We start from the raw sequence: 24,676 nt of genomic DNA, 5'->3' as shown, positions 1-24,676 counted from the left end.
CCGGGCCGCGCGGCACGGGCGAGCAGGCGAGGCACTTCCTTCCTCGGCCGGCTCATCGGCCCCGGCGCGTCAACGGGCGGAGCCGGAGGTGACCTCGGGGGCCGGGCCATCCCGCCTGACCCTCGCGCTGACCGCGGCGACCCCCGACACCGCGTCCGGAGCGCGCCGATCCGCCGTGCACGCGAGCGCGGGATCAGCCTGGCAGCGGACGGTGCCGCCCTGCGCGCCGTCGCCCGCAGCGAAGGAGTCCCCGCCTTCGGCGACCTGCTACTGCTGGAAGCCCTCGTCCAGGACGGGCGCCTGCCCGTCGACGCGGTCCGGCAGGCACGCCGCCGCTCGATGCCGCTCCCCGCGGCCTCCTCAGCGCCTGCCTCCAGGCGGTCGTCCCCCGGCCGCTCCGCCCCCTCGCGCGTTCGGGACGCTCCGTGGCATCGCTCTCCGTCCTGGCGAGGGTGCCCAGGCCCAGCGCGACCGGCGTGCCGAACCCGCTCGGAGAGCACGGCGTCAGCACCCCGTCCCGGGGACTTCCCAGGGACTTTCCGTGCACAACCGCGCAGCACCTGAAAACCCGGAAAGGGCCTCCGACGCAGGCCGGAGGCCCTTCCCAGGGCAAAGTCGCAGGTGGCGGCGGACGAGTCGGCCTGTACGCCGGGTTCACTGGCCCGCTGACGGGAAGAGCGGTCCTGACCTGCGTCTTTGCAGGTCAGGGCCGCTGTCTCGGCGAGAGGGACGTGCGCGGCATCCGCCGCTTCTGCGCATCGTTTCGCACTCTCGCGTGGGGCAGATGTGGGCCACCGAGGGCCGGCAGGTACGGCCGCCGCAGCCCCGGTGCGGCCGCGGCTGCGGCGACTCGGAGTGACCGGTCGCGGCTCCGTCCGGTACGTCCCACCGGACGGAGCCGCGCAACCGGGAAGGTCCTCTTTGGCGCTGCCAACAACGCTGGGTACGGTCATCGCTCCGCGCCTACCCGACTTGGAGGTCGCCCCTTTGCGTTCCGCCCCTGCCGCCTCCCCCGCCACCACACGCCGCCCGCTCGCCACCCCGGAAGAGCTGGCCGCCCACCTGGGCGTACCGATAGCCACCCTGTACGCATGGAGCTACCGCCGCCAGGGCCCCACCGCCCTCAAGATCGGCCGCCACCTCCGCTACCGCTGGCAGGACGTCGACGCCTGGCTGGAAAGTCAGTCGGCCGACCGGCGGCCACGCCGGTGAACGGTACCGGCGTGGCCATGCCGTTCTGCCCGGGTCGATTCATCGTCCCGGACGCCGCACCTCCGCCAGGACGCCCTCCAACAGCCCCTTGACCTCGCTTCCGCCCAGGAGCAGTTGCCGGTCCAGCAGCCGATTACCGGTCTCGCACGAGGTCTCACTCACCAGCGCGCAGCCGTGGCAGGCCGAGAGGTTCAGGTGGGAGGCCCCCTGTCGGTCGCTCTCGATGCAGACGGGGTCGTTGGAGCAGAAGTCGGCGTCGTCGAGGGCGGCCACCAGGAGCGGGATCAGCTTGTCGGGTTCACCGAGCCTGACCAGTCCCCCGAGGGTGCCCTGGGCGTCCCCCGCCGCAGTGTAGATCAGGATGCCCGCGGTCCTGTCCTCGCGGTCCGGGTTGGCGTAGATCCGTTCCTGCAACGCGGCGGACGCGTAGCCGCTCCCGAAGGCCAGCCGGCGGACGAGCAGGTGCGCCAACGTGTGGAGCGCGATGTACCTGGGTTCCGGCACGTCGAGGCGGCCCGCCCAGGGGGAGTCGCCGCGACGCTTCTTGAGGATGGCGGCGCGCGCCTGGACGTCCGGCCGCGCCTCCCATTCGGCGACGCGCCCCTCGTCGAAGCGCAGGAAGACGCCCTCGCCGAACAACTCGACCGCGGGGTAGGTGGGGCGGCGCCACTGGTCCGGACCGAGATCCGCGTTGATCATAGCGGCTTCGGCCTTGTGGCGGCGGAATCCGCGGAGGGCCCGGACCTCGCGGACCCGTCTGACCTGCCCGATGCCGGCGATCACGTCGAGTAGGGCTCGCGGCCCCTTGAAGCCGTCGAGGCTCCGCCCGTCGACGACGAAATCGCCCCCCTCACGGTCACGCCCGGCGTCGAGCTTCTTCAGGAAGGCGGCCCACTCGCCGTCCTTGAGGTCGAGCAGCATCTCGTCCGCGCGGACCTCCGCTCCCCCCGCGACGGCCAGGACGGTCTCCGGCGTGACGCCGAGTTCATCGGCGATCCACCCGGCCACCAGCTGTGCCTGGGGACCGCCGTTGTCCGTGACGATCTTCTCGAAGTAGACGTGGCCGCGGATCGCGTCCACCGCCTCGACGGACCGGGGGCGTTCCTCCGGGATGTCGAGGGCCGAGATCCTCTCGGTGATGTAGTTGCCCGTGGCGCCGCGCTGCACGGCGGACAGGGGGTGCTCGCAGGGCTCCTTGACCGCGCCCTCGGGCTCCCAGGGCTGCCGTCCGGCGCAGCGGAGGCCGTCCCGTTGAAGGACTCCCTTGGAGACGAGTTCGGCGAGGCTGCGCGAGTTCCCGCAGCCATGACAGGTGACCACGAGCGAGGCGAGACCTTCACCGCGCTTCGCCGTCTTCCTGAACCTGAGCGACTTGTAGTCGCGACAGTGGCGTACCGCCTCGTTCAGAGACGCCTGCCTCCCGCGGTGAGTCCACTTGAACCAGTTGACGTCCTGGATGTGACTGCCCTTCTCGCAGACGGCGACGTATCGCATGGGAACCAGCAAACCACCGCATTCACAGGTGTTGGTCCACTTCCCCTTGCTCTTCCCGGTCAGCTTCGAGAGCCTGTCGCAACGCTCACAGAACCTCCAGGCGGGGAAGCGCCAGTAGGGCAGTGCGGGAGTGTCCTTGGCGCTGCGCCCGGCGTGTGCGGGCGGCTGACGCAGCACGCCAGCACCGAGGCGGGCCATCAGACGGTCGCAGCTGATCTCGTGCGCGGTCCTCCTGTCCCACCAGGAGGTGTCCGGCGCCATGAGGGACTCCCCGCGGACGTCGACGATCGCACCGACGCCGAAGGGTGAGATCGTCTCGGAGAGCCGGAGCTCATGCCTGATCCTCTCCACGGTCCACCTCCTCGTGGGGCTCCTGGACCTCGACGGTCACGTTGGGCTCGACGGACCTCATCGAGTCCCCGACGGACCACCCTTCCCCCGGCTGACCGAATCTCTTCAACAGAGCCGCCTGCTCCTTCTTTGCGCGCTCGTAGTAGAACGGCTCGCCGGACTCACGCGCCTGCACCGCCCGACGGTCCCAGTCGCGTAGGAGACTCCATACGGCGTCGGCCGTCTCCTCGGCCTCGCCCCGGTCGGCGCGCGTCACGCGGTCGAGGAACCGTTCGACCAGTCGCTCGACGGCGTCGGCGATCCTCTCGTCCCCGAGGTCGAACCGACCCGCCGCGTCGTTCTCCGCGAGCGGACGGAACGAGTGCCTGGCGAGGGCGACGAGCGCCCCGGCGAGGGACCGGTCGCGTGAGGCCAACGACCACGGCGTCACACTGGTGGGCTCCACACTGCGGTAGAGCGCCTCGTGGTAGCCGCGGAAGGTCTCGAAGTGCGACCGGTCGCGGGCCCTGCTCGACCTGAAGAGCGTGACGACGACGCCCTTGGTGTCGCCGCGGCCGACTCGGCTGGTCGCCTGGATGTACTCGGCGGTGGTCTTGGGCTGCCCCACCATGAGCATCAGGGCGAGCCTCGGGATGTCGATGCCGACCGAGAGCATGTTGGAGGAGAGCACGACGTCGACGGCGTCCGGCGACTGGTCAATCCCGATCCTGAGGGCGCGGAGATCGTTCGGCAGTTCCTCGGCCTCGCGCCGGCTCGTCAGTTCCAGGACTTTGCCAGCCCTGACCGGACGCAGCGGAAGGCCGAGGCGATCGGCGCGTGGTTCTAGGCGACCGTTGACGTCGTCGACGACCAGCGTCCCGGTGCGGCCGAGTTCGCGCAGGCTGTTGTGGTAGACGACCAATGTCCAGTAGGCGTCGCGGGACGCGGCGGAGGGGACGGAGGCGGTGAGCACCTCCGGCGTCTCCACCATCGGGGTGACCGCCGAGATGACGGCCGAGGGCTGGGAGACGGACTGGGGCATGAGGCCCACGTAGAGGCGGCCCTCACCGCTCTCCACGGGGCGCGAGAAGAAGGTACGGTCGTCGTCAAGACCCGAGGGCGGGTACAGGGCGACGTCACGCCCGTACAGCCCTTGAACCTGTTCGTCGGAGGCGCGGATGGTGGCCGTCGACGCAACGATCTTGGGGGTCTCCCCGAATCGACCCGAGAGCATCTGGATCACCGCGTCGAAGACCGCCACGGTGGTCCCGAGCGGCCCGGAGAGCAGGTGGAGCTCGTCCTGGATGATCATGGACGGCTGCCTGTAGGACGTCTCGATCCCGAGCAGCCGGCCAGCTCGAGGCTTGAACTGCAGACGTGCGAACTTGTCCACGGTGGCCAGCAGGATGGTGGGCGGTTCGTCGTAGAGGACCTCGTCGACGACCGCCAACGGGAGTCCGCCCGCGAACGCGCAGGCCTCGTCCACGCAGTGGATCACGACGTCGTTCCCGACCATCCGCATGCCGTAGTCCCGCGGCCTGTTGCTCTTGAGCCGCGGGATCGACGGGGTGAGGCACCACGGACAGCTCTCGACTTGGAACTGGTTCGCCTCCTCGGGACGCGCCGCCTTCATCAGGCGCTCGAGTGCCTTCTTGGCCTCTCCGCGAGTCCCGGGGGTGACCTCGTTGCCGACCCAGAGACCGATGGAGAAGGGCGCCATGCCCTTCACGCGCTCGTCGGTGGCCCGCATCAGCTCCATCGCGCAGATCAGCGAGGCGGCGCGCTGGAACTGCTGCGAGGTGAGGAGGCGCAGGGTGTACCGGGTGATCACCGCGGTCCCCCCGCCCTCCAATCCGTGGGCGATGCGGCGGCGGAAGATCTCGACGGCCGCGAGACCGAGGTACGCCTCGGTCTTGCCGCCACCCGTCGGGAACCAGATCAGATCGACGGTGTCCCGGTGCCGGTGCGCCGGATCGACGGTGGACGCCAGGGAGACGAGCAGGAAACCGAGCTGGAAGGGACGCCACTCGGGCTCGGACACCCCCTCGTCGTTTCCACGGTGGTTGATCGACGACTGGCGCAGCTGGAGTCGCATCGCCGCCATGCCGAGTGCGAAAGCGGTCCGTAGGTCGTTCCGGCCGGGCGTGCGGAGGAGGGCCACCCCTTCACGCATCCTGTCAGCGGCCTCCCGGGAACGCGCGACGATCCGCGTCGCGACGACCCTGTCGTCGCCGAAGGTCTCGGCGCGTTCGGTCTGCACGGAGACCCAGTCGGCGAAGGCGTCGACGAAGGCGTCCAACGACCGGAGCACCGCCTCGGGATCCTCGTCGATCCGCTGGAGGTGTGACAAACTCAGCGCCTCCGCCTCGGCAGTCCCCTTCTCGAACCCGGTGGTCTCGACGGCCGGCACGACGAAGGCCGGCACCGGGTCCAGGAAGACCCTCACACAACGGCCGCCGACGAGCTCCCAGTCCGCGGCCATACCGTGTCCGACCGCGTAGACCCTCCTGTTGCGGTACCGCAGACGCAACTCCGCGGTCTCCGGGTCGGTGTCGAAGGATCGCGTGGTGTCGTACTCCAGGATCTCCGCGTCCGCGCAGGGCGCGACGGACAACCCGACCTGGAACAGCATCAGCGGGATGTCGAGGCGGTCGTCCCCCGTGGACTCGCCGAGGACCCGGACGTGCACCGTGACCAGCGAATCGCCCTTGAAATCACGCCAGCGGGACCCGATCTCGACGGGTACGCCGCTGATCACTAGGGCGACGGGGCCCTGCCCCCGCCGGAGTGCCAGGCCCTCCTCGACGAAGGGGGTGCGGCGCCAACGGGGAGGCCCGTCGTCCGCCACGGGCGCGTAGGTGCCGCAGGACAGACCGACCACGACGGAGTCGCCGTCGGTGACGAAGGAGATCGCCACCGACGAGGGCTGCCAGTCCTCGGCCAGGGGGACGCCGGCGCCGTCCTCCTCGACGTCCTTCTGCGGGACGTCGGGGTCAACCTCGCCCCCGGGCTCCCCGTCCCCGCCGGAGGCGGGACCGGTGGCCGCGGCCGGGAACAGCATGCCGACGGCGTACTGCCGGTGCGGCAGGTTGGTCGTGACTTCGTCCTCGGCCTCCGGCCCCGTGTAGGAGGTGCGGAGGTGTTCCAGCGTCCTCCTCTGTGCCGTCGTGAGGTTCATGCGCCGGCCTGCTTCCGGAGGAGGTCCTGGAGTCGTCTCTTGTCCTGCCTGGACGCGACCACGTGAAGAGTCACCCGTGCCCTCGTGACGGCCACGTAGAAGGCGGCCAGCCCGCGGCCGTCGTACTCCTCGGGGAGACCGCAGACGACGACGTGCTCGGCCTCGAGGCCCTTGGCGAAGCGCGGGCTCGTCACGAGAAACCCCGCATCGCCCGTCCGCGGGCCGGCGTCCGAGGAGACGTCGATGATCCAGACGTCGCCGCGGCGGGCGCCGTCGGCAACGAGGTCCCGCGCCACCGCCTCGGCGGCCTTTACGTCCGCCTTCCCGTCGGGCCACCGCCACTCGACCCGGTCGCCGTGGACGATGCCGGGATCGCCAACGTCGGCGCCGAGGTACTCCTGGACGACGTGGACGATCGCCCTGGTGTTGCGGACATTCCGGTCGAGGTCGTACTCGAGCGCCTCCTCCCGAACCAGCTCGCAGACATCCGGGTCGAACTCGCCGTCCACGTGGGCCTGGTTGTTGGGATCGAGGAACATCCTCCACCTGCCGCGTGCGCGCCCTCCGCGGATCACGGCGTCCAACGCGTCCATGCCCTCGGCGTTCATGAGGTCCTGGGCCTCGTCGACGAAGACCACGTCGTACTGCTCGCCGCCCGACAGCTCGGCGAACGGGAGGAGGTCGATGTCCCTCCCCTCGATCCGCCTGGTGAAGAAGTCGACCAGCGAGGGCGAGCGGAAGGTGATGAGGACCGACCGTCCCTCTCCGGCCTCCTGCTTCGCACCCTCCACGAGTACCAGGGACTTCCCCGTGCCGGCGCCGCCGAAGACGAGCATCCGCGGGTTGCGCGAGAGCGCGGCGAGCACCCTGGCCTGACCGTCGGTGGCGCGGTTCTGCTCCTCAATGACGGCACCGCGCTGGGCGTCGATGACCGGCATCCGTGTGAACTCGCCGAACAGGCGGGCACGGAGGTTCTCGGAGCGCGCGACCCTGACCCCGAAGGGGGCCGTCCGGGCCTCGCCGGCGACCTTCTCGAAGGCCTCCGTCATCGCCTCGGCGGTCATCCGTTCCCGAGCCCACCAATGGCTGCCCTTCCACTCGACGGCGGGCGGCGGGGCCTCGATGTCGGGCGTGACGGCGACGGCCTCGGTCGCGTACCAGCCGACGCCCTCCTCCTGGAGAATGTCCCGCAGCGCGAACATCGCGGACTGTGCCTGGTCCATCGGAGACTCTCTCAGCTTCTTCCAGTCGCCGCGGCGGTCGATGCTGTACCAGACGCCGTCGTACTTCCTGACTCCTCCACCCTTGACCTCGAGGAGGATCACGACGCCGTCCCACAGGACGACGAAGTCCACCTCCCCCTGCTGTTTGACCTTGTGGCTTCGCAGCTTGACGGAGTGGAAGGCCACGGCGTCACGGGGCCCGTCGATCGCATGGAGCAGACGCGCCACCCGCCGTTCGGCGTCGCTGGTGGTCGTCTTCTCGATGGTGGTGAGGTCAGGGATGAGGATCATGCTTCCTGCTCCAGCCAGAGGTCTTCGTAGGCGCGGTATCCCAGGAAGTCGTTGACCGCACCGAAGTTGTCGGCGACGTCGACGATGAGGCACTCCTCCTTGCCGCCGTTCTTGGGACCGCGAAGCCCACGACCGGCCATCTGGATGTACGCACTGGGGCTGAACGTCGGCCTCGCGATGTACAGGGCGCGGACTCCGGGGGCGTCGAAGCCCTGGACCAGCAGATCGCAGTTGGCCAGGACCCGGATCTCGCCGCGCTTGAACCTCTCGATCACGTCGCGGCGGGTCCGCTGCCCGGTCTGACCGCTGACCGCCTCGGCCGTCACACCGCGATAACGCAACGTCGCGGCCAGGACCTGGGCGGACAGGATGCTGGGGGTGAACACGAGGACGGGCCACTCGGGATTCTGCCGCATGATGTGGTCCACCAGGATCCTCATGCGGGCCTGGTCCTGACCGATCCGGTCCATCACGCCCTGTTCCAGTCTGCGCTTGGACTGGACCTGCAGGATCTCTCCATCGTTCAGGACGACGTCGACACCGGGCAGCACCTCGTGCCGGACCCGGGCGAGGACCTCGATCCTGGACAGCTCCTCGTAGGCGTTGTCGTCGAAAGCCTTGATCTTGCGGTTGCCGAAGCGTGCGGCGAGCTCCCTGGTGGGCTCGCCCTCGTCGATCCTCCCCTTGAAGGGGGTGGCGGAGAGGCCCACGAGCGGTCGCTTCCAGGTACGACCGTCGACACCGAGCCACCTGAGGATCTTCGTGTACCGCTTCGAACCGCCGGCGCGGTGCGCCTCGTCGACGAAGACGGCGGAAGCACGACTCAACCATTCGTACGCGTCGGTGCCGGCCACGACGTCCAACTTGGCGTCGGTGGCGACGACCACGCTGAACTCGGTGTCGGGCTCGTGGACGACGTTGTTGTCCCAGAGCCGGCCGATCGTCAGCGGACTTTCGTCCTCGAGCCCGCGCCAGACCTTGACGAAGGTCTGCACCGCCTGCTCGCAGAGCTCGGCCGACTGCGCGATCCAGAGGATCGGCCCCTTCATGGAACCGTCGATGAAGAGACGCAGCACGGTCTCGATGGCGACCCGGGTCTTCCCGGCACCCGTCGGGAGTTCGACCATGCCCTTGAGCGCGTTCCCGTTCGCCTCCTTCAGCAGAAGGACGTCTCGGAGCTGTCGGCTGATGCGCTTCTGGAAATCATGCAGGGGATCGAACCTGGCGGTGCCGGGAACGACGAACTCGTTCTCCTGAGAGCGGTCGCGTCGTCCGGCGTATTCGGCGCCGAAGCCCATCTTCCGCAGCCAGGCGATCGTGGTCGCCCCGCCCGCCCACGTGGTGGGGACATCGGTGTAGCCCTCGTTGTCGAACTGCCCTTTGAGGTGTTGGACCGAGTCGTAGCGGTAGACGGTGAGGAAGAGTTCCGCGACGGACGTGGAGCCGTCGACCAGGCCTTGCGCCTCCAGAGCCTCCCAGAGCCCCTTCGGCAGGTTGTCCTTGAGCGTGTCGTCTCCGAAGAAGACGGCGAGACGCTCCGCGTCGTCGACCGCCGCGCGGGCGGCCTGTCGCTGTTGCTCGAGACGCTGGTCGACGCCTTTCTGAAGGACGTCGCGGAGATCGGAGTTCGACAGCCGCAGGGCCAGCGCTTCGTTGAGGTTCTCGAGGACGCGTCGCTCGTCGAGCTCCGCACGGACCAGGAACGTCCTACCGTCCAGGTGCCAGTCGAGCGACTGGTCCTCGACACCGTCATCGGTGGTCGTCCGCTTCGCAAGGTACACGGCCTTCGCGACGATCACGTCACCCACCTTGTCCGCCGCGTACGTCGAGCGGAGCCCGGTGTACAGATCGATGGCGGGCTCGCCGTCCTGCCGGCCGTCGATCAGCAGGGAGAAGGAGAAACTCTCTTCGAAACGGCGGCACCCGACGACCTCGACGAGCAGGTCGGCCTGACCCCGGTCTGCGAGCAGATAGGGCTTCTGCTTGTCGTGCAGGAACTTGCGCTCCTCGTCGCTGGTCGCCACGTAGACGGTGTTCGGGCTCCTGCTCTCGAACCCGTTCCCCACTCTCGCCGGGATCGACGTCGGACGTCCGTCGGGGAACGCCCGGCTCGCGGCGCCAAGGACGAAGGCCGTCACCGTGGCGTCTCTGACGCGCGGGGGGAAGACCTCCGCTCCGAGCGCCTCCCGGAGTAGTTGCGGAGGGACCTGCTCCAATTCCTTCGGCAGTTGCAGATAGTCCTCGACGGGACGAGGTCCGCGGAAGAGGGGAAGGAGGTCCTCGAACCCGACGAGAGATGCGGACACGACACGCGCCGGAACCCGGTGACCTCGAGTCGAGTTCAACCATCCCGCTCGCTGCACGGCCCACCGGACGGGGGAGACGACGCGATAGGTCCGCCCCGTGTCGATGTCCTCGCAGGTCCAGTACCCCTCCTTGTCGGAGGCGACCAGATCGATGGTCCACGTCTGACGGAGTGCGTCGGAGGCGCCGCCCTCCTCCAGCATGCGGAGCACCGAGAACGGACCGGGCCCTTGGTACCTGTCGAACTCGATCCGCTCGACGGGACGCTCCCCGGGGCCGAGGCGTCGGTTGATCTCCTCCAGCACGTGACGCCGGTAGTCCTCGAAGTCGACCTCATCCTCGATCGGGTAGGCGGAGACCGGAGCGCTCACGACGCCCGCCGCATGAGCGACCTGCGGAGCACATCGCTTCCGATCGAGCCTGCGCTCAGGGGCTCCATCGGCGAGGCCGTCCACGTCCAGCACACGACCGGGTCGGGACCAGCCACCGTCCATGGTGGGCACCTTGACGCGGCCCCTCGTGTCGTGGGCGACGACCTTCTGGGCGGCGATGGTGGGCACGTCCAGGACGGCGTCCCAGAATTTCGAGAACTCCTCGTCCCCGGCGTCGATCGACAGCTTGGAGAGACGGGCCTCGAGAACGGCGACCGGGTCGAGCTCCCGCAGGCGGACCCTTTCGGAGAGCAGTTTCGCCACACCACGAAAGGCCAGGAAGGACGGGTCGACGAAAACGGCGCCCTCGATGTCGATGTCGTCCTGACCGGTGAGGAACACCTCGTTGCGGTCCTCCAGGGACCTCATCCCACCGGTCGTGGGTACGACCTTCGCGGACCTGATCCCCTCGACCTTGGGGTTTTCCAGGACGAAGCGGAGAGCCTCGGCGGCGGACTCCAGGTCGTCGCCCTCGGCCCATTCACGCAGCCAGGTCCGGATTCCACGCTTCGGCATCCTCTCCAGGGCCTTGGCCTCGTCTCGGGCCCGCTGGTCCGCGAAGTCGGGAGACGCGCTGTAGACGCAGAGCTGACGCAGACGCGCGGTTCGCTGGCCGGTGACATAGCAACGCCAGTGCGGGACGTCGCCGGCGGTATGGGGAGACCTGCTCCACTTCTCGTGCTCGCGCGCCGACACGTCGGCAACGGTGAAGTCGAGGGGCCGGAGATCCGAGGGCATGCGCATGACGCCGTCCGCGTCGGGGACGAGGGCCGCCTTGGAGGCGATCTCGGGAACGTGGTTACAGAGAATCCTGTCGCCATACGAGAGGACTTCACGCCCGCGGGCCGGCATGTAGTCCAGATGAGCGGCCGGATCGTCGGTGGAGGAAACCCTGGGCAGGATGTCGACGAACATCCGGGAGAGGGTCGCGAGGATCTCACGATTGTAGATCTTGTCCAACAGTGTGGTCCGACTTTCGTCCACGCTCCAGGGGGCGTTGAAGAGGGCGGACGCGGACGTCCTGTCCTGAAGGGGAAAGTACGACCAGAACTCGCCGGTCTTCAACTGCGCGAAGCGGGTGGGCACGGCGACGGTCACCTTGACCCGGTCGCGCGAAACCGCCTCTCCCACCTCGGCTCGGGCCTCACGACTGCTTTCATGCATCCGGTTCTCGACGTACCACTCCTCGTGGTCACCTTCGGGGTTCTCGATGCGGAACCTACCGTCACCCAGATCGCGCGACACGTGGCTGGTGACGAAGTCCTCCTCCCCGCCGATCACACGGAGCCGGATCTCGCGCACGGCGCCGACGAAGAGGAGGAACTCGGAACGGAAGCCCCGGATCTCATCCTGGAGACTGTCCAGCCTGGATGCGGACGGCAGCCGGACGACCGTGACGGCCCATTCCGCGAGCTCGGCCAGGACCGGGTCCTGCTCGAACTCGGCCCGGGCGTCGAGGAGGGTCGCCGTGCGCAAGACCGGGAACCTCTTGGCGGTCGATCCGACCGATGCCATCGCGGCGTTCGCCTCGGGGGAGTTGAAGCCGAACGAGACCGACCGGCTGAAGACCTGGGGGGTCCCGGTGATAGCGAGCACCGACTTGAAACCGAGTCCGAACCGCCCGATCTCGTCCCCTCTCTTGCCGCTGAGGTGCGCATGGGCGATGGCGGTGAGGCCGTTCCGCGAGAACGGTCGACCGGCGTTGGCGCAGTACAGGACCTGACGTCCCAGGTCGAGGACGATCTCGACGCGGCCACCCCCCTCGCCGCCGCCGTCGGCTCCCGACATCGCGTCGGCCGCGTTCTGGACGAGCTCCAGGAGGGTACGGTTGGAGTATCCGCCGACGCGGATGGACTCCTCGTGGTTGGCGTGTTCGACGACCAGGTTCGGATTCGCGCGGTACGCCTCGATCGCACGCTCGAAGAGACCGTCGACCTCGTTCGCGAGTCCCTCGTCGGGGAGCCATCTGGTGTCCATCGTCGTCACGGCCACATCCCCCCGGTCACCGACACCGCGCCACACCCCTGCCAGCCCTGCACCTACGTGGCTCCCGAACGTCGATCGCAGATTACCGACGAGACTTGAACTGATGCACCGTCGATCTTCTACGGACTGTGGGCCCGACCGCCGATGCGATCGACCGTTTGTCGACGGATCGTTACGTTTTGCGCGATCCAGACAAACTGCGGGCTCCGACCCGAATCCGATTCGGAAGATCAAGCGTAGGACCCGTGCGCCTACGACGCAATAGCCGAAGATTCCGTGAACACGCAGGTCGAAGCCGCGAGGTCGGGGAGGAGCCCGACAAGAGAGGCGTGGCCCGCGACGCCCCCTGAGGAGGAGAGGACTCGACCAAGAGACGGCAGGGCGCGAGAACCGCTCAGGTGCCTACTCGGGGAGACGACGAGACGAGCACACGAAAGCTCGGACAGATGGTAAGCGAACGGCCATGCCGGCAGGACATCTCACGCCCGCCCGGTCATGGCGCCGAGGGACTCCCCTACGAGCACCTCGAGTTCCACCGCCAGGTCGTCGGCGGACAGCGAGTCGAAGGAGATGAACGCCTGTAGGCGCAGGATCCGTTTCAGCAGGTCGCGCAGCAGGTCGCGTTCGCTCACCTCGTCCCGGGGCACGTCGACCTTCTCCCACACCCGGAGCAGTCCACGCACCAGGTGACGGCTCCCGCCGATGGAGGTGCGGCGTGCGTAGATCTGGTCGAAGGCCGCCTCGCCGAGGACGGAGAGGGCCGCGTACAGGTCCTGCGGGCCGGCCTCGTCGTCGTGGACGAGGTGGGCCCGCCACCAGAGGCGCCCGAATACGTGCCGGGTGACGTCGCCGCCCAGTACGCGGTCGCGGTGCAGGTCCGGGTAGCGCCACGCGGCGACGTCGGGCATGGCCACCAGGGAGAGGAAGGCCCAGAGATCGCCGGTGACCGCCTCGGCCGGGATGATCCCGGAGTCCCGGTGGAGGATCTCGGCGGCCGTCACGTCGAACGTGGCGGCCTGCTTACGACCGGGCGGGGCCGGGAAGCCGTTCGCCTCCGCGGCCCGGACGATCGCGGCCCGGAGGGCCGACAGCCGCTCCGAGGGCAGCCGGACGCCGCCGGTCGCGGCGTAGAACACGCCCGGGTGGGAGGAGTCGACCCGGTCCCGGAGCTCCTCCGCCGACCGACCGAGGTACGCCTCCCGCAGGTCGGCGGCGGCCTTGGGGAGGAGACGCGGGAAGAGGTGGGCCATCACGGCTCCTTGGCGAAGAGACCGACGGCGCTCTGGATGCGGGCCGAGAACATCGAGGATTCGCCCCGGTGCATGTTCCTGAGCGAGGCCAGGGGCGTGTCGGGGAGGTGGTTTCGCACGACGCCCAGGAGCAGGTGCCCCAGGGTGTCGGGATCGAACTCCGAGTCGTCGTGGACGTCGTCGTTGTCCACCGCGTGTTCGATCAGCAGGCGTACGACGTCGTGGCGAAGCGCCGAGTGGATCAACCGTTCCGCCTGTCCGGCCTTGTCGGCCTTGCGCACTGCCTCCATGACGAGGGGACTGCGGCTGTTGACGAGCAGGAGGAGGGCCCCCATCGTCGCGGACTCCGGGTTCGATCCGACGTCGAGGTACCAGGGGGCGTCCTCGGGATAGCCCGCCTCCTTGAAGTCCAGGACCGCCATGGGGAACTGGGAGGCGTCGCCCTGCAGGTGGACCCGGTCGCCCCACTGCCACAGGATGGAGCCTGCCCTGCGGGGGCCTGTGGGATCCGGGTTGTCCAGGGAACGGGCGAGGACGAGTCGGGTGTCGACGGAGAGCACGCCGCCGGCGTCACGTCCGGGGACCGTGAAGTCGAGGTGCACCGAGCGGGTCCCGGCCCCCTCCAGCGGCTGCCTGACCGCGAGTACGCGCAGTCCGGAGCCCGACGAGCTCCAGACGACGGTCAGGGCGAGTTCGGCCTCCGGCGGCAGGGCGCCGGTACGGCGGACCTCGTCCAGATCGACCTCGACCGTGCACTCGAGTTCCAGGTCCCGCTGGTAGTCCCAGTCGGGAACCGAGGGTGGGAGGGGAACGCCCCGGCCGTCCTCCGTCCCGAGGATCCAGCCCTCGGTCGTGACGGTGTCGGCTCGGGGCCTGCGGTACGGGTAGGCGCGACGGTTCATCCGATGTCCTCCCGCTCGGCGACGACGACGATCTCGGTGACGGTGTCCGGGGCCGGTGCGACGACGCAGGACCAGGTGCGCCCATCGCCTCCCTGCACGCTGAGTTCGGGCGCGCGCGACAGGTCTCCGGCGTCCGAACGCCACCCGAGCACCGTCGGGACGGACGCGCCCCACGGGGGTTCGTTCTCGCGTCCCGTGCCGTCGCTCAGGGCCACGGCGAGACGACCGCGGACCGTCTGCGTCCCCGGGTCGAGCAACTGGAAGCGTTGGACGAGGACCGCCCTGCCGTCGAGGGTGTCGTGAAGGGGCTCATCGAGGTAGCGCAGTCGAGAGCCCCGTCCGCCCCGAGCCCGGTCACCACTCTGGACCGTGCCTCCGGTGACCGGACCGCCGCCCTTCTCGCCCCCGAGGCCGCCCGTCGATCCGAGTGCACCCCCCGTTGCCGTCGCGAAGACCGCCGAACCGCCCTGGCCGGGGGTGCCCGCCATGAGGCCGGCCATGAGCCGACTCATGCCCGCGAGGGAGACGCCGTCACCGACCCTGTCGGCCGGTGAGGCGGGGGTGGACGCCTCCTTCATCCGGTCGACGATCTGCTTCAGGGCATGTCTCGCCAGCAGCCGATCCTCCCCCTGGAGCCGATCGACCATCCAGTCGTCATGGCTGGCCGGCTCGGTCGCGGCGAAGATCCTGTCCATGCCGGGGTCGGCCCGGAAGACCGCGGCATAGCCGAAGTGTTCCTCGGGGAAGGGCGGCCCTTCGAGGTAGCGGACGACGAGGTCGACGGGCCGCATCAGACAGGTGTGGTGCAGGCGCTCGCCGATGCCGCCCTCCCGGGCCACCTCGGGTGGTGACCCGGACGGCGCGAGGAACTTGTGCAGACCGATGCGCCCGAGGGTCCGTCGCTTCGTCTTGTGCTCGACCAGGCGGTCCATCCTCTGGTACGCCCACAAGAAGGGGCGAAGATGGGGGACGTCGGACGGCCCGGGAATCGGGACCTCTGCCCCCTCGTGGGAGACCGAGAAGCGCATCGGCGCGTCCCCGCCCTCCGGAAGCATCTTGGGCCACAAGTTCCACACCAGGGCGTCGACTATCCAGCGCACGGCCTCGGCGTCGCTCCGGCCGCCGAAGTCGGGGTCGACCACCACGACGCTCGTCCCGGTGGCATCGGCCGGGAAGGGCTTGAGTCCGAGCCTGCGGGCGGCCGCCTCGGCCTCCTCCCCCGTCAGCGGTTCGACGTAGCCGTCCCGGACGCGCCCCCAGTAGTGTCGACCGGTGAACGAGCGCGGCCCGTCCACGGTGTCGGTGTCGTAACTGTCGTGCACGGCCCAACCGATGAGCCGCGTCTCCGGACGGTCGTCGACCCGGCAGCGGGTGTGGACGAGGACGGTGTGGGCGGCGGAGACAAGGTGGAAGACGATCTTGCCATAGCCGTAGGTGCCACCGCGGTTGGCCAGGTCCTGGGAACTGCCGGTTTTGCGGACGAAGGAGACGAAGTCGGCGGGCCCGTCGGCGACGACGTCGGCCCGGGTGGGACCGCCGAGCCCCTTGGTCCCGGCGTCCGTCACGGTCAGGACGCGCAGGACGGGGCGGGCCAGCGAGGAGCGGAGGCGCAGGTGCCGGTCGGTAGGGGCGTTCTCCAGCAGGAGCTCGCGCCAGGCGGGGGCCTCGGTGGGGCCCAGGGTGCGCAGCGCGATCCGGTAGTCGACCGGGCCGGCATCCCCCGTGCGGGCGTCCCAGCTGTTTTGGGCGGACTCGCGCACGAGCAGCGTCAGAGGGTCGAGCTCGGTGGCGTCGAGGTGCCGGAGGATCCCCTCCCCCGCGCCGCCCCCGCCGGGCCCGTACGACTCGGACAGCCATCGCGGCGGCGGGGTCGTCACGACTCCCCCAGGGCCGCGAGGAGGTCGGCGACGGCGGACGTCTCAAAGGGCTTCGAGCGGACGGCCGCCAGGTCGACCGTGTAGCCGACCTCGAGGACGCCCTCCGGGACGGATCCGTCGCGAATCGAGGAGACGATGAGGCGGGGGAACGCATCGTCGACGTGGTACCAGCGGCTCTCGACGGGCACGAACCGCGGTTCACCGGTGTGGTCGCCGGAGGGGCGGTAGCCGACGGCGGCGAGCTTGGAGAGCAGGACGACCTCGTCGTCGCACAGGTCGGCGGCCCGGGCGACGAGCTCGCCGACCGTGGTCCCGTCCGGGCGGGTCTCGAAGCGCTGCCAGGCGAGGAGGAGCGTCCCGCCGTCCGGCCCGTCGAGCTGGTCCAGGCCGTGGACGCGGACGGTGCGGCGCTCGGAGTGGTCGACGGTGCTCTTCACCTCGACGGCCAGCCGGCCGTCGGTGAAGTCGTGACGGTGGCCGTCGGGCCCGGTCCAATGGTGCACGGCCCCGGCGTCCTCCTGCAGGAGCTCCAGAAGGACGGTCAGCTCGCCGAAGAGGCCGACGGACTGTTCGAGCGTCAGTCCGCTGTGGTCGCCGGTGAACAGCCGCCGCCATCTCGCCACGACGGCGCGGGCAGTGTGGTAGGGGCGTGTGCCGTCGGCCTCCAGGGCGACCAGGACGTCCCGGCAGAGGCCGGTGAAGACGTCGCCGAGTTCGCGCCTGGTGCACACGACGTCGGCGAAGCGTCCGTACCCCTCGTCGTCCTCCAGGGGGCGTTCGGATATTCGCAGTGCAGTGCTGACCGCTGCCGTGGACACGCGCTGGCGCGGGCCGAGGGGGATCAGCAGGTGGCGCAGCCCGTCGTGGTCGATGGCGGCCAGGGGCGGCCCCTGCACGGTGTGCACGGGCAGGGCGGAGGTCCGTACGGCGTTCCGGTCGGACACCGGCGCGGCGGCCAGCCGGGACCAGTGCCCATCCAGGACCGCGCGGAGGTCGGCGGCGTTCACCGGGCGCCCTCCTCCAGCAGCAGCTCCAGCTCCTCGCTGTCCGGTTCCTCCTCGTCCAGGACGACGCCGGAGAGGTCGGCGCTGTACCACTCGACCTCGCTGTCCCGGCCGCGGGGCAGCGGGAAGACCAGGCCGACGCCGATGACTTGGTCGACCGCGTCGAGGGGCTCGCGGAGGGCGCGCCGGGTGGGCGACTGCCGGTCGATCGGATAGAGGGCGAGCAGCCCCGTCTCCGGACACTGGACCCGGCGGGCCTCCTTGAGGGCCGCCTCGCTGATCTCCCCGATCGAGCTCAGGTCGAGGTCGACGCCGGCGTCCCTACGGCTCATGAGGGTCTTGATGTTGGCCGCGTCGGGGCTGCCGGGGAGCTTGGCGCGCAGGACCCGGTCGACCGCTACACCGGGGGCGAACTCATAGCGCGCGTCCGGGGAACCGCCGAGCGGGTTGCCGACGACCGCCACGTTCCAGCGCTTCAGGGCGCCACCGCCATGGGCCTTGACCCGCCGTTCCACGTACTCGCTCAGAAGGGCGGCGTCGCACTCCATCGACTTCTCGTGGAAGCGGTATTCGCCGAGGAAGTCGAGGATCATGTCGTACGGCACGTCGCGGAGCACGTGCCGGCCTTCGTGGGAACGGTCCTCGTGGCGGGCGCCGGCCACCCGGAGGGCGCGGTCGACGAGCCGCCCCGCGGCGACCCGGTTCGTCCGCAGCCACTCGGCGTCCTGGGTGTGGAAGTAACTGGTCTGGACCCGCTGGCCGCCGTAGGAGGCGCTGGCCTTGACCGCGTCGCGCATCTTGGCGGCGGCGGTGATCCGCAGGGCGGGGTGGTTGCGGAGCCTGACGGCGAACGACATGGGCGTCTTGTCCTCGACCATGTAGAGGTCGATGTCCCGCCGCATCTCGGACTCGACGGTGGCGATGTGGCGGAACCAGTCGCGCAGTTCAGCGGTCATCCAGATGCGGGGCAGGTCGGCGTAGCCGTCCCGGAAGCCGAACCAACGGCCCATCTGCAGCAGGGTGTCATAGGTGGAGGCACCGCGCACGAAGTAGCTGACGGCGAGACCCTCGAGGGTGAGCCCGCGGGACAGGGTGTTGCCGCCCACCGCGATGGCCACGACCGGGCCGGTCTCGTAGTCGAGCCGCTCGACGCTCTTGGAGTTGTCCAGGACGATCCGGCAGTCGTCGACGACGCCGACCAGCTCCCCGAGGAGCAGGTCGAAGGGGACCTTCTCCTCACCGAAGTCGGGCTCCGATCCGGGCACGCGCGCCGTCTCGGTCTCCCACAGCTGGTCCAACTCGTCGAGCAGGTCTTCGTCGTCGGTCGCGATCAGCTCCGCGACCTGGGAGCGGAAACGCTCCAGCGGCTCCCGGAAACTCTGGTGGACGATGGTGCTGACGCTGGTGTGCACCAGCATCGTGGAGTGCGGGACACCGGTCCCCCGGACCCGGCGCGCGGCGGTGACCAGCCAGAAGTAGAGGACGGCGGTCCGCAGGGTCCCGTCGACTTCCGGCGTGAAGTCCTCGATCTCCTCGCGTCCCGGCCGGACCAGCGGGACCTCCTCGTCCGGGACGATGCGGATCATGTCGTAACCGTCGGGGACGTCCTGGGGGTCCTCGCCGTCGAGCGGCTCGCGGCCGAAAAGGACCTCGGTCCCGAAGTGCCCGCGCGGTTTCGGGAGGTTGACGACGAAGTCCTTCGGATAGAGGTCGGCCGCCGTGGGATCGACGAGCAGGTTCGCGAACGGGGTCGCGGTGTAGCCGACGTAGCCGCCCCGGGGGAAGAGTTCGATGATCTCGCGGATCAACGGGTTCGTCTTCTTCGAGGCGATGCCTGCCTGGTCTGCCTCGTCGTCGATGATGAGGGTCGGGCAGTTCTTCAGGTAGTCGGGGGCCTTCGCGAGCCAGTCCTTGAGTTTGGCGAGGCGGGGGACGTTCTTCTTCACCACGCAGAGCACGTGTTGCTGGCTCCTGTTGGTGAAGAAGGCCGCGGGGTTGCCGGCCGGGGGCTCGAAGTCCCCGTCCGGACCGGTGAGCGGGTGCCACTGGTCTATCACCGGCTCGACCAGCTGGCGCTCGAGACGCAACTGGGTCTGCCGCCGGAGGCCGTTGTGGATGCCGGCGAGGACGATGAAGAACTTGTAGCCGGCATCGGCGGCCTTGGCGATGAGGGCGGTGAAGTTCGTCGTCTTGCCGGACTGGACGTAGCCGACGACGAGTCCACGGGTGGAGAACTCCTTCTCCTTGGGGTGGTCGAGCATCGAGACGACCTTGGTGGACGCGGCATCGAGCGACGCGAGCCCCTCGTCGTCCCAGGAGGGCTGCCTCTTCAGCAGGTCGTACAGAACGGGCCAGCAGCGATCGCCCTGCTGCGGCCCCAGGTACCAGGTCACCCGATTGTCGCGGACGACGGAACCGGGCTGGCGCTTCTCCCTGATTTCGACGGCCTCGCGCTGGTAACGATGGGCGATGCGACCGGCGAGTTCCTCGCTCATCCCGAAGAGCCTGATCATCGCAAGGGCCTGTTCGGGCGTCTTGATCTTGATCAGCTGCCGGAACTGCTCGTACTGCGCGTCGAACTCGTCCACGGGCCCCCTGTCCACCCCAACCCCGGCCCGGATCCGGGATGCGCCCCGGTCGGACACATGACGGGAAGACCGTACATCAGCGACGCGATGGTCAGGGCCCGTACGGCCTTCACGGGAGAAGACCGGAGACGATGGAGTCCGTCTCCCGCCGACGGCGGAAACACTATTCCAGCATATGTTCGAGACGTGAAGGTCGCATGTTCGATCCGTATAGGTGGGCGCCGTACGGGTTCAGACGGCCACCAGGACGCGCTCGTCGACGCGGCGCGGCTCTTGAACCGGTACGGCGGAGAGGGGGGCGACCTGGGCGACGAGGAGCGGCGCGAGGTGCTCGGCGATGGCGCGGGCGAGACCCACGGGGACGGCGTTGCCGATCTGCCTGGCGATCTGGCTGCGGGTACCGCACCACTCGAAGTCCACGGGAAAGCTCTGGAGCAGCGCGGCTTCCAGGTGGGTGATGGGGCGGTGGAGCCAGGGGTGGAGGTAGCGTCCCTTCTCGGGCTTGAAGAACTCCGTGCGGATGGTGACGGAGGGCCTGTCCTTGTACAGCCGGCCCATGACGTCGGCGGAGCCGGTCTTGTGCTTCTTCCAGCACGGCGAGAGCAGGTCATAGGGGATGTCGAACCGGTTTCCACCCTCGGGGATGTTCCTGTACCGCTCCATGGACTCCTCCTTGATGCCGTTACGACGCAGGTGGAGTTCGTCCATACGGAACGGGCCCTGGATCGCCCCCCCGTCGAACTCGGAATTCCTCTTGGGGAGCTCGGGATCGAGCTTTTTGAGGACGAGGTGGGAGATGGCCTGCCAGACGGTTCTGGGCTTGTCCACGGTGGGGGTGGGGATCAGGAGGGCCTGGAGTTCGACCTCGGAGACCTCACCGAGTCGCCTGTCCGTGCCCGGGACGACGAGGTCCTTGCGCGCGCCGACGAGGATGGTCCTCTTCCGTCGCTGCGGCACGCCGTGGTCGTCCGCGGCAATCAGGGAGTGCCGGATGAGGTAGTCCTCCAGCATTCCGCCCGGACGGGTCTCGTCGACGAGCAACCGGAATTCCGGGGATTGCCTGAATGCGTCCACGTTCTCCATGACGAAGAGCTTCGGTCCGACCTCCCGGACGACCGTCAGGTAGTGACGCCACAACTTGTTGCGCGAATCACCCGGGTCCTGGTTTCCCAGCCGCGAAAAGCCCTGGCAGGGCGGGCCCCCGAGGACGAGGTCGGCCTGGGGGAGACCGCCGTCGCGCTTCACCCAGCGTGCGATGTCGCCATTGTAGACGTGAGGACCGAAGTTGGCCGCGTACGTGGCGGCGGCCGCGCGGTCCATCTCGACCGCGGCGACGGGACGGTAGAGCGATCGCCCCCCGTGACGGGCGTCGACGAAGCCCTTGGTCAGCCCGCCACACCCTGCGAAGAGGTCGATCATGCGGAACTCGGCAGGGCCCGGGATGGTGTCACCGGTCGCTTTGAAGGCGCTGATCGTCGAGGGGGTGTCGGTCATGCGGGAACTTTAGCCGGCCCGCCGATCCGATACAACACAGACCACAAAAGCACAGTACCGTGCCAGCCCTGTATCGCGCCGGCCCCGGTTCCGGCCGTCCGGAGGGGGTACGGTGCCTTCCCGCCACCGGGCCCGACGGCCGTATGGTCGGCGTGGAAGATCATCGTCGACGGACCGGACGGGATGGGCAATGGCGACCGGAAGCGGGGCCGGGGCGACGGGGAGGGGTCCGTCCGACCGTTCGTGGCGTCCTCGCCCCGGGATGGACAGGGCGCAGCGCGCCAGGGAGCAGGACCGCGCCGCCGGCGGCGCCGAGTACCGCTCGGTGGACGTCGGCGAGGGGCTGCTGCGTCCCGCGAGCGTGGTGTTGAAGGGGTCCGCCCGGACCGGACGGATCGCGGCCGTCCTCCGCTGGTCCGTCGGGGGACGGTCGACCACCCGCCCCCTCGGGTACGTCGACGGCCCCACCCGATCCGAGAACCTGCGCGCGGGGTGGCGCCTGGCGACGCAGGCCGGACTGCTCGCGGAGGTACGCGTGCCCGAGGGCTCGTGGGCGTCGTCCACGGGGGCGCGGAAGTCGATGCGCGCGAATAAGGGTAGAGACACCGAGCCCGAACTGCGGCTCCGCTCGCTGCTGCACCGGGCCGGACTGCGGTACCGAGTCGGGATCAGACCGGTCCCCTCCTTGCGCCGTACGGCCGACGTGGTCTTCACCAGGGCGAAGGTGGCGGTGTTCGTGGACGGCTGCTTCTGGCACGGCTGCCCGGAGCACCGGACCGTCCCCAGGACGAACCGGGAGTTCTGGAGCGCGAAGATCGAGAGCAACCGGGCCCGGGACGCCGAGACGGTCGATCTGCTGCAGCAGGCGGGCTGGCACGTGCTCCGCATCTGGGAGCACATGCCAGCCGAAGAGGCGGCCCGTCTCGTGATCGAGACGGTCACCAGGGCCCGAGCCGGCGGCGGCGTCGAGCGGTAGGAGTCGAATCACCAACGATCGTCTCCGACCGTCCGCACCGGGGCGACCCGGGGTTCTGTGACACACTGCGCGCGTGACCCGCACTCCGGTAGAACTGACCATCGACGAAGACGGACACCTCACCGTCCCGATGGGCCTCCTCGCGGAGGCCGGTCTCGACCCTGGCAGTCGGATACTCGCCTATAGCAACGGGGACGGCCGCCTCGTCCTCCGACGCGAGGAGGACGCCCTCCGCGACCTGCTGGAACGGGGCACGCTGTAGCGGAGCCTCGGACCGGCTCCGGACTCAGTTCAACGCCTATGCTACGACCGACGGCCCACCGTATGAGGGCGTCAGGGCCGACCATCCGGACGGACCTCGCCTTGCGAGTCCGCCCCGAGACGCCCGGCGCACGCACAAGATCTGCCGATGCACTCGCCGCTCGCACCTACTCAGGGGACGAAGCCCACCCGCAGGCGCTGGTCGCGGGTAGGGAGGTGGAGGTTGCCGATGTCGTCGTGGTGGTGGACGGTGTCGAGGGCGAGCAGCGGTCGCAGGGCGGGGTCAGGGTCGTGCCGGGCGCCAGCGAGGTAGACCGGGGCGATGTGGACCTCACGTCCGAGATGCCGCGGGCGTGGATCGTGTCCGCCCAGGTGTCCGGGTTCCGGCCGAACCACGGCGGCGGTCCCCAGGGCCCGGCGACCGCGTCCCAGAAGTCGTCAAGGGATCCGATCGGCCGCCTCCCAGATCGACGACAAGTTCCTTACCTTCTTGGCGGGCTCGTCCTGGTCCTTCGCACGGTCGGGAGACACAGGGGTCCGGGTGTGGCTCAAAAAGCCCCTGCCGAGGGTTGTGGCTCTCAGTAAGCATGGGAGGCTGGCGACTCCCGGTCTACGCTGCCGGACCGGTCGGCTCCGCCAGGGCCTGAGCGGTATCGGTGAGGCGCCGGTGGGCGGTGTGCCAGTAGCGGTCGGACAGCTCGCTGCCGACGAAGCGGCGACCCTCCTGGAGGGCGGCGACGCCGGTGGTGCCGGAGCCGGCGAAGGGGTCGAGGACGGTGCCGCCCGGCGGGCACAGCCGTACCAGCTGCCGCATGACCTCGACGGGCTTCTGGGTGATGTGCAGGCGGTCCTTGCGCGGCTGGGAGGCGGTGTACAGGCCGGGCAGGTAGACGGGGTTGCGCTCGGCGTCGACGGGTCCCTTGGTGGCCCACAGGACGAACTCGCAGTCCTGCTTGAGGCCGCCCTTGCACGGGCGGGCGGCGGGCTTGTGCCAGGGGGCGACGCCGCGCCAGGTCCAGCCGGCGGCCTGGAGGGCGTCGCTGGTGACCGGGAGCTGGCGCCAGTCGGTGAACACGAGCGCGGTGCCGGATTCGACGGTGGCCCGGTGGGCCTCGGTGAGCAGCAGGGTGAGCCAGTAGCCGTAGGAGCGCTGGTCGCGCTTGTCGCCGGGGAAGTCCGCCAGGGTGTGGGCCGGGTCGCCGGAGGTGTACTTGGCGCGGGCGGTGCGGGCGGTGCGCTCGACGCTGGTGCGGCCGCCGGAGTTGTAGGGCGGGTCGGTGACCAGGGCGTCGACGGAGGCGTCGGGCAGGGTGCGCAGGAAGGTCAGGGCGTCGCCGTGGTGGAGGGTGAAGGTCATGGCGCGTCTCTCCCGGAGTGGGCGGTGGCGGGGTCGGTGCGCCGGACGGTAGGCGGGGCGCGGTGACGGCGCGCAATCCGCGGCCGCTATAGCAACGGCGCTGCCCGTGGGCCGTCCGGGGCGTTTTTGGCGTTGTCACGCCGGGTGCCTAGGGTCGGCGCCATGCCCTGCGGGCGGGAGTTCCGGTCCTGCGGGCGGTTGCCGTTCGGCACCTCTCCCCTCCTTGCGTGCGCGCTTCCGTGCGCTCGTTGCGGGGAGAGCCGTGCCCTGGTCAGGGATCCGAGCCGTGGGAGGAGGGAGCAGACCGTGGTGGCGGCGCTGAGATTACGCGGGCGGCGGGAGGCCGCCGTCGCGGCGAGGCGGCGCGGCCGGGAGCGGGAACTCCCGGCCGCCGCCGGCCCCATCGCTCCCGGAGTGTGGTGGGCCCGCCGTGCAGGACGTGGAGCAGGTGAAGCAACGGCGCGGTGCGGTGCGGCCTTTCGACGGGAGAGCACGCGACTGCGCTCCCCTACCGTGTG

Annotated in this window: 15 protein-coding genes; 3 read left to right on the top strand and 12 right to left on the bottom strand. The window is 69.7% G+C overall.

All coding sequences use genetic code 11. The features are described from left to right. The first annotated feature begins 987 nt into the window (after positions 1–987). Positions 988–1,212: a helix-turn-helix transcriptional regulator gene (locus ACFY07_RS11430; RefSeq protein ID WP_390868455.1), complete on the top strand. Its 225-nt coding sequence runs from the start codon at positions 988–990 to the stop codon at positions 1,210–1,212. A 39-nt stretch (positions 1,213–1,251) separates the two neighbouring features. Here ACFY07_RS11430 and drmB read toward each other — a convergent pair whose 3' ends face one another. The 10 genes from drmB to ACFY07_RS11380 form a co-directional block, all read right to left on the bottom strand. Then, complete coding sequence (gene drmB, locus ACFY07_RS11425) at positions 1,252–3,057, bottom strand: DrmB family protein (RefSeq protein WP_390868454.1); 1,806 nt, start codon at positions 3,055–3,057, stop codon at positions 1,252–1,254. Beyond that, positions 3,038–6,214: a helicase-related protein gene (locus ACFY07_RS11420; RefSeq protein WP_390868453.1), complete on the bottom strand. Its 3,177-nt coding sequence runs from the start codon at positions 6,212–6,214 to the stop codon at positions 3,038–3,040. Before ACFY07_RS11420 ends, drmB begins: the two co-directional genes overlap by 20 nt. Beyond that, entirely contained in the window at positions 6,211–7,728 is a 1,518-nt protein-coding gene (locus ACFY07_RS11415; protein ID WP_390868452.1) for an NERD domain-containing protein, read from the bottom strand. The genes ACFY07_RS11420 and ACFY07_RS11415 overlap by 4 nt, the downstream gene beginning before the upstream one ends. Further along, positions 7,725–12,440 (bottom strand): DEAD/DEAH box helicase, encoded by a 4,716-nt coding sequence (locus ACFY07_RS11410; protein WP_390868512.1) that lies wholly within the window; start codon positions 12,438–12,440, stop codon positions 7,725–7,727. The genes ACFY07_RS11415 and ACFY07_RS11410 overlap by 4 nt, the downstream gene beginning before the upstream one ends. A gap of 488 nt (positions 12,441–12,928) precedes the next feature. After that, positions 12,929–13,699, bottom strand: coding sequence for a DUF6339 family protein (locus tag ACFY07_RS11405; RefSeq protein ID WP_390868451.1), 771 nt, complete (start codon positions 13,697–13,699; stop codon positions 12,929–12,931). Continuing rightward, a complete protein-coding gene (locus ACFY07_RS11400; RefSeq protein WP_390868450.1) occupies positions 13,699–14,601 on the bottom strand; it encodes a hypothetical protein in 903 nt (300 codons plus the stop codon). The genes ACFY07_RS11405 and ACFY07_RS11400 overlap by 1 nt, the downstream gene beginning before the upstream one ends. Beyond that, positions 14,598–16,478 carry a hypothetical protein gene (locus tag ACFY07_RS11395; protein ID WP_390868449.1) on the bottom strand — a complete coding sequence of 627 codons (1,881 nt, stop codon included), beginning with the start codon at positions 16,476–16,478 and terminating at the stop codon, positions 14,598–14,600. The genes ACFY07_RS11400 and ACFY07_RS11395 overlap by 4 nt, the downstream gene beginning before the upstream one ends. Beyond that, complete coding sequence (locus ACFY07_RS11390) at positions 16,475–17,485, bottom strand: PD-(D/E)XK motif protein (RefSeq protein WP_390868448.1); 1,011 nt, start codon at positions 17,483–17,485, stop codon at positions 16,475–16,477. Before ACFY07_RS11390 ends, ACFY07_RS11395 begins: the two co-directional genes overlap by 4 nt. After that, positions 17,482–20,070, bottom strand: a complete 2,589-nt coding sequence (locus ACFY07_RS11385) for a Z1 domain-containing protein (RefSeq protein ID WP_390868447.1) — start codon at positions 20,068–20,070, stop codon at positions 17,482–17,484. The genes ACFY07_RS11390 and ACFY07_RS11385 overlap by 4 nt, the downstream gene beginning before the upstream one ends. Before the next feature lie 231 nt (positions 20,071–20,301). After that, positions 20,302–21,564 carry a DNA cytosine methyltransferase gene (locus tag ACFY07_RS11380; protein ID WP_390868446.1) on the bottom strand — a complete coding sequence of 421 codons (1,263 nt, stop codon included), beginning with the start codon at positions 21,562–21,564 and terminating at the stop codon, positions 20,302–20,304. A gap of 262 nt (positions 21,565–21,826) precedes the next feature. On the opposite strand from ACFY07_RS11380, the gene ACFY07_RS11375 reads away from it, so the two are divergent. Then, a complete protein-coding gene (locus tag ACFY07_RS11375) occupies positions 21,827–22,540 on the top strand; it encodes a very short patch repair endonuclease (RefSeq protein WP_390868445.1) in 714 nt (237 codons plus the stop codon). Between the two features lie 73 nt (positions 22,541–22,613). Further along, complete coding sequence (locus tag ACFY07_RS11370; protein ID WP_390868444.1) at positions 22,614–22,802, top strand: hypothetical protein; 189 nt, start codon at positions 22,614–22,616, stop codon at positions 22,800–22,802. Between the two features lie 170 nt (positions 22,803–22,972). Here ACFY07_RS11370 and ACFY07_RS11365 read toward each other — a convergent pair whose 3' ends face one another. Together ACFY07_RS11365 and ACFY07_RS11360 are read right to left on the bottom strand one after the other, a co-directional pair. Next, positions 22,973–23,197 carry a hypothetical protein gene (locus ACFY07_RS11365; protein ID WP_390868443.1) on the bottom strand — a complete coding sequence of 75 codons (225 nt, stop codon included), beginning with the start codon at positions 23,195–23,197 and terminating at the stop codon, positions 22,973–22,975. Positions 23,198–23,411: 214 nt separating this feature from the next. Further along, on the bottom strand, positions 23,412–24,158 hold the full coding sequence (locus ACFY07_RS11360; RefSeq protein ID WP_390868442.1) for a DNA-methyltransferase: 747 nt from the start codon (positions 24,156–24,158) through the stop codon (positions 23,412–23,414). Positions 24,159–24,676 lie beyond the last annotated feature (518 nt).

It is taken from the genome of Streptomyces sp. NPDC001380, from assembly GCF_042895785.1.
Lineage (GTDB): Bacteria > Actinomycetota > Actinomycetes > Streptomycetales > Streptomycetaceae > Peterkaempfera.
This window is presented reverse-complemented; position numbering and strand designations above follow the sequence as displayed.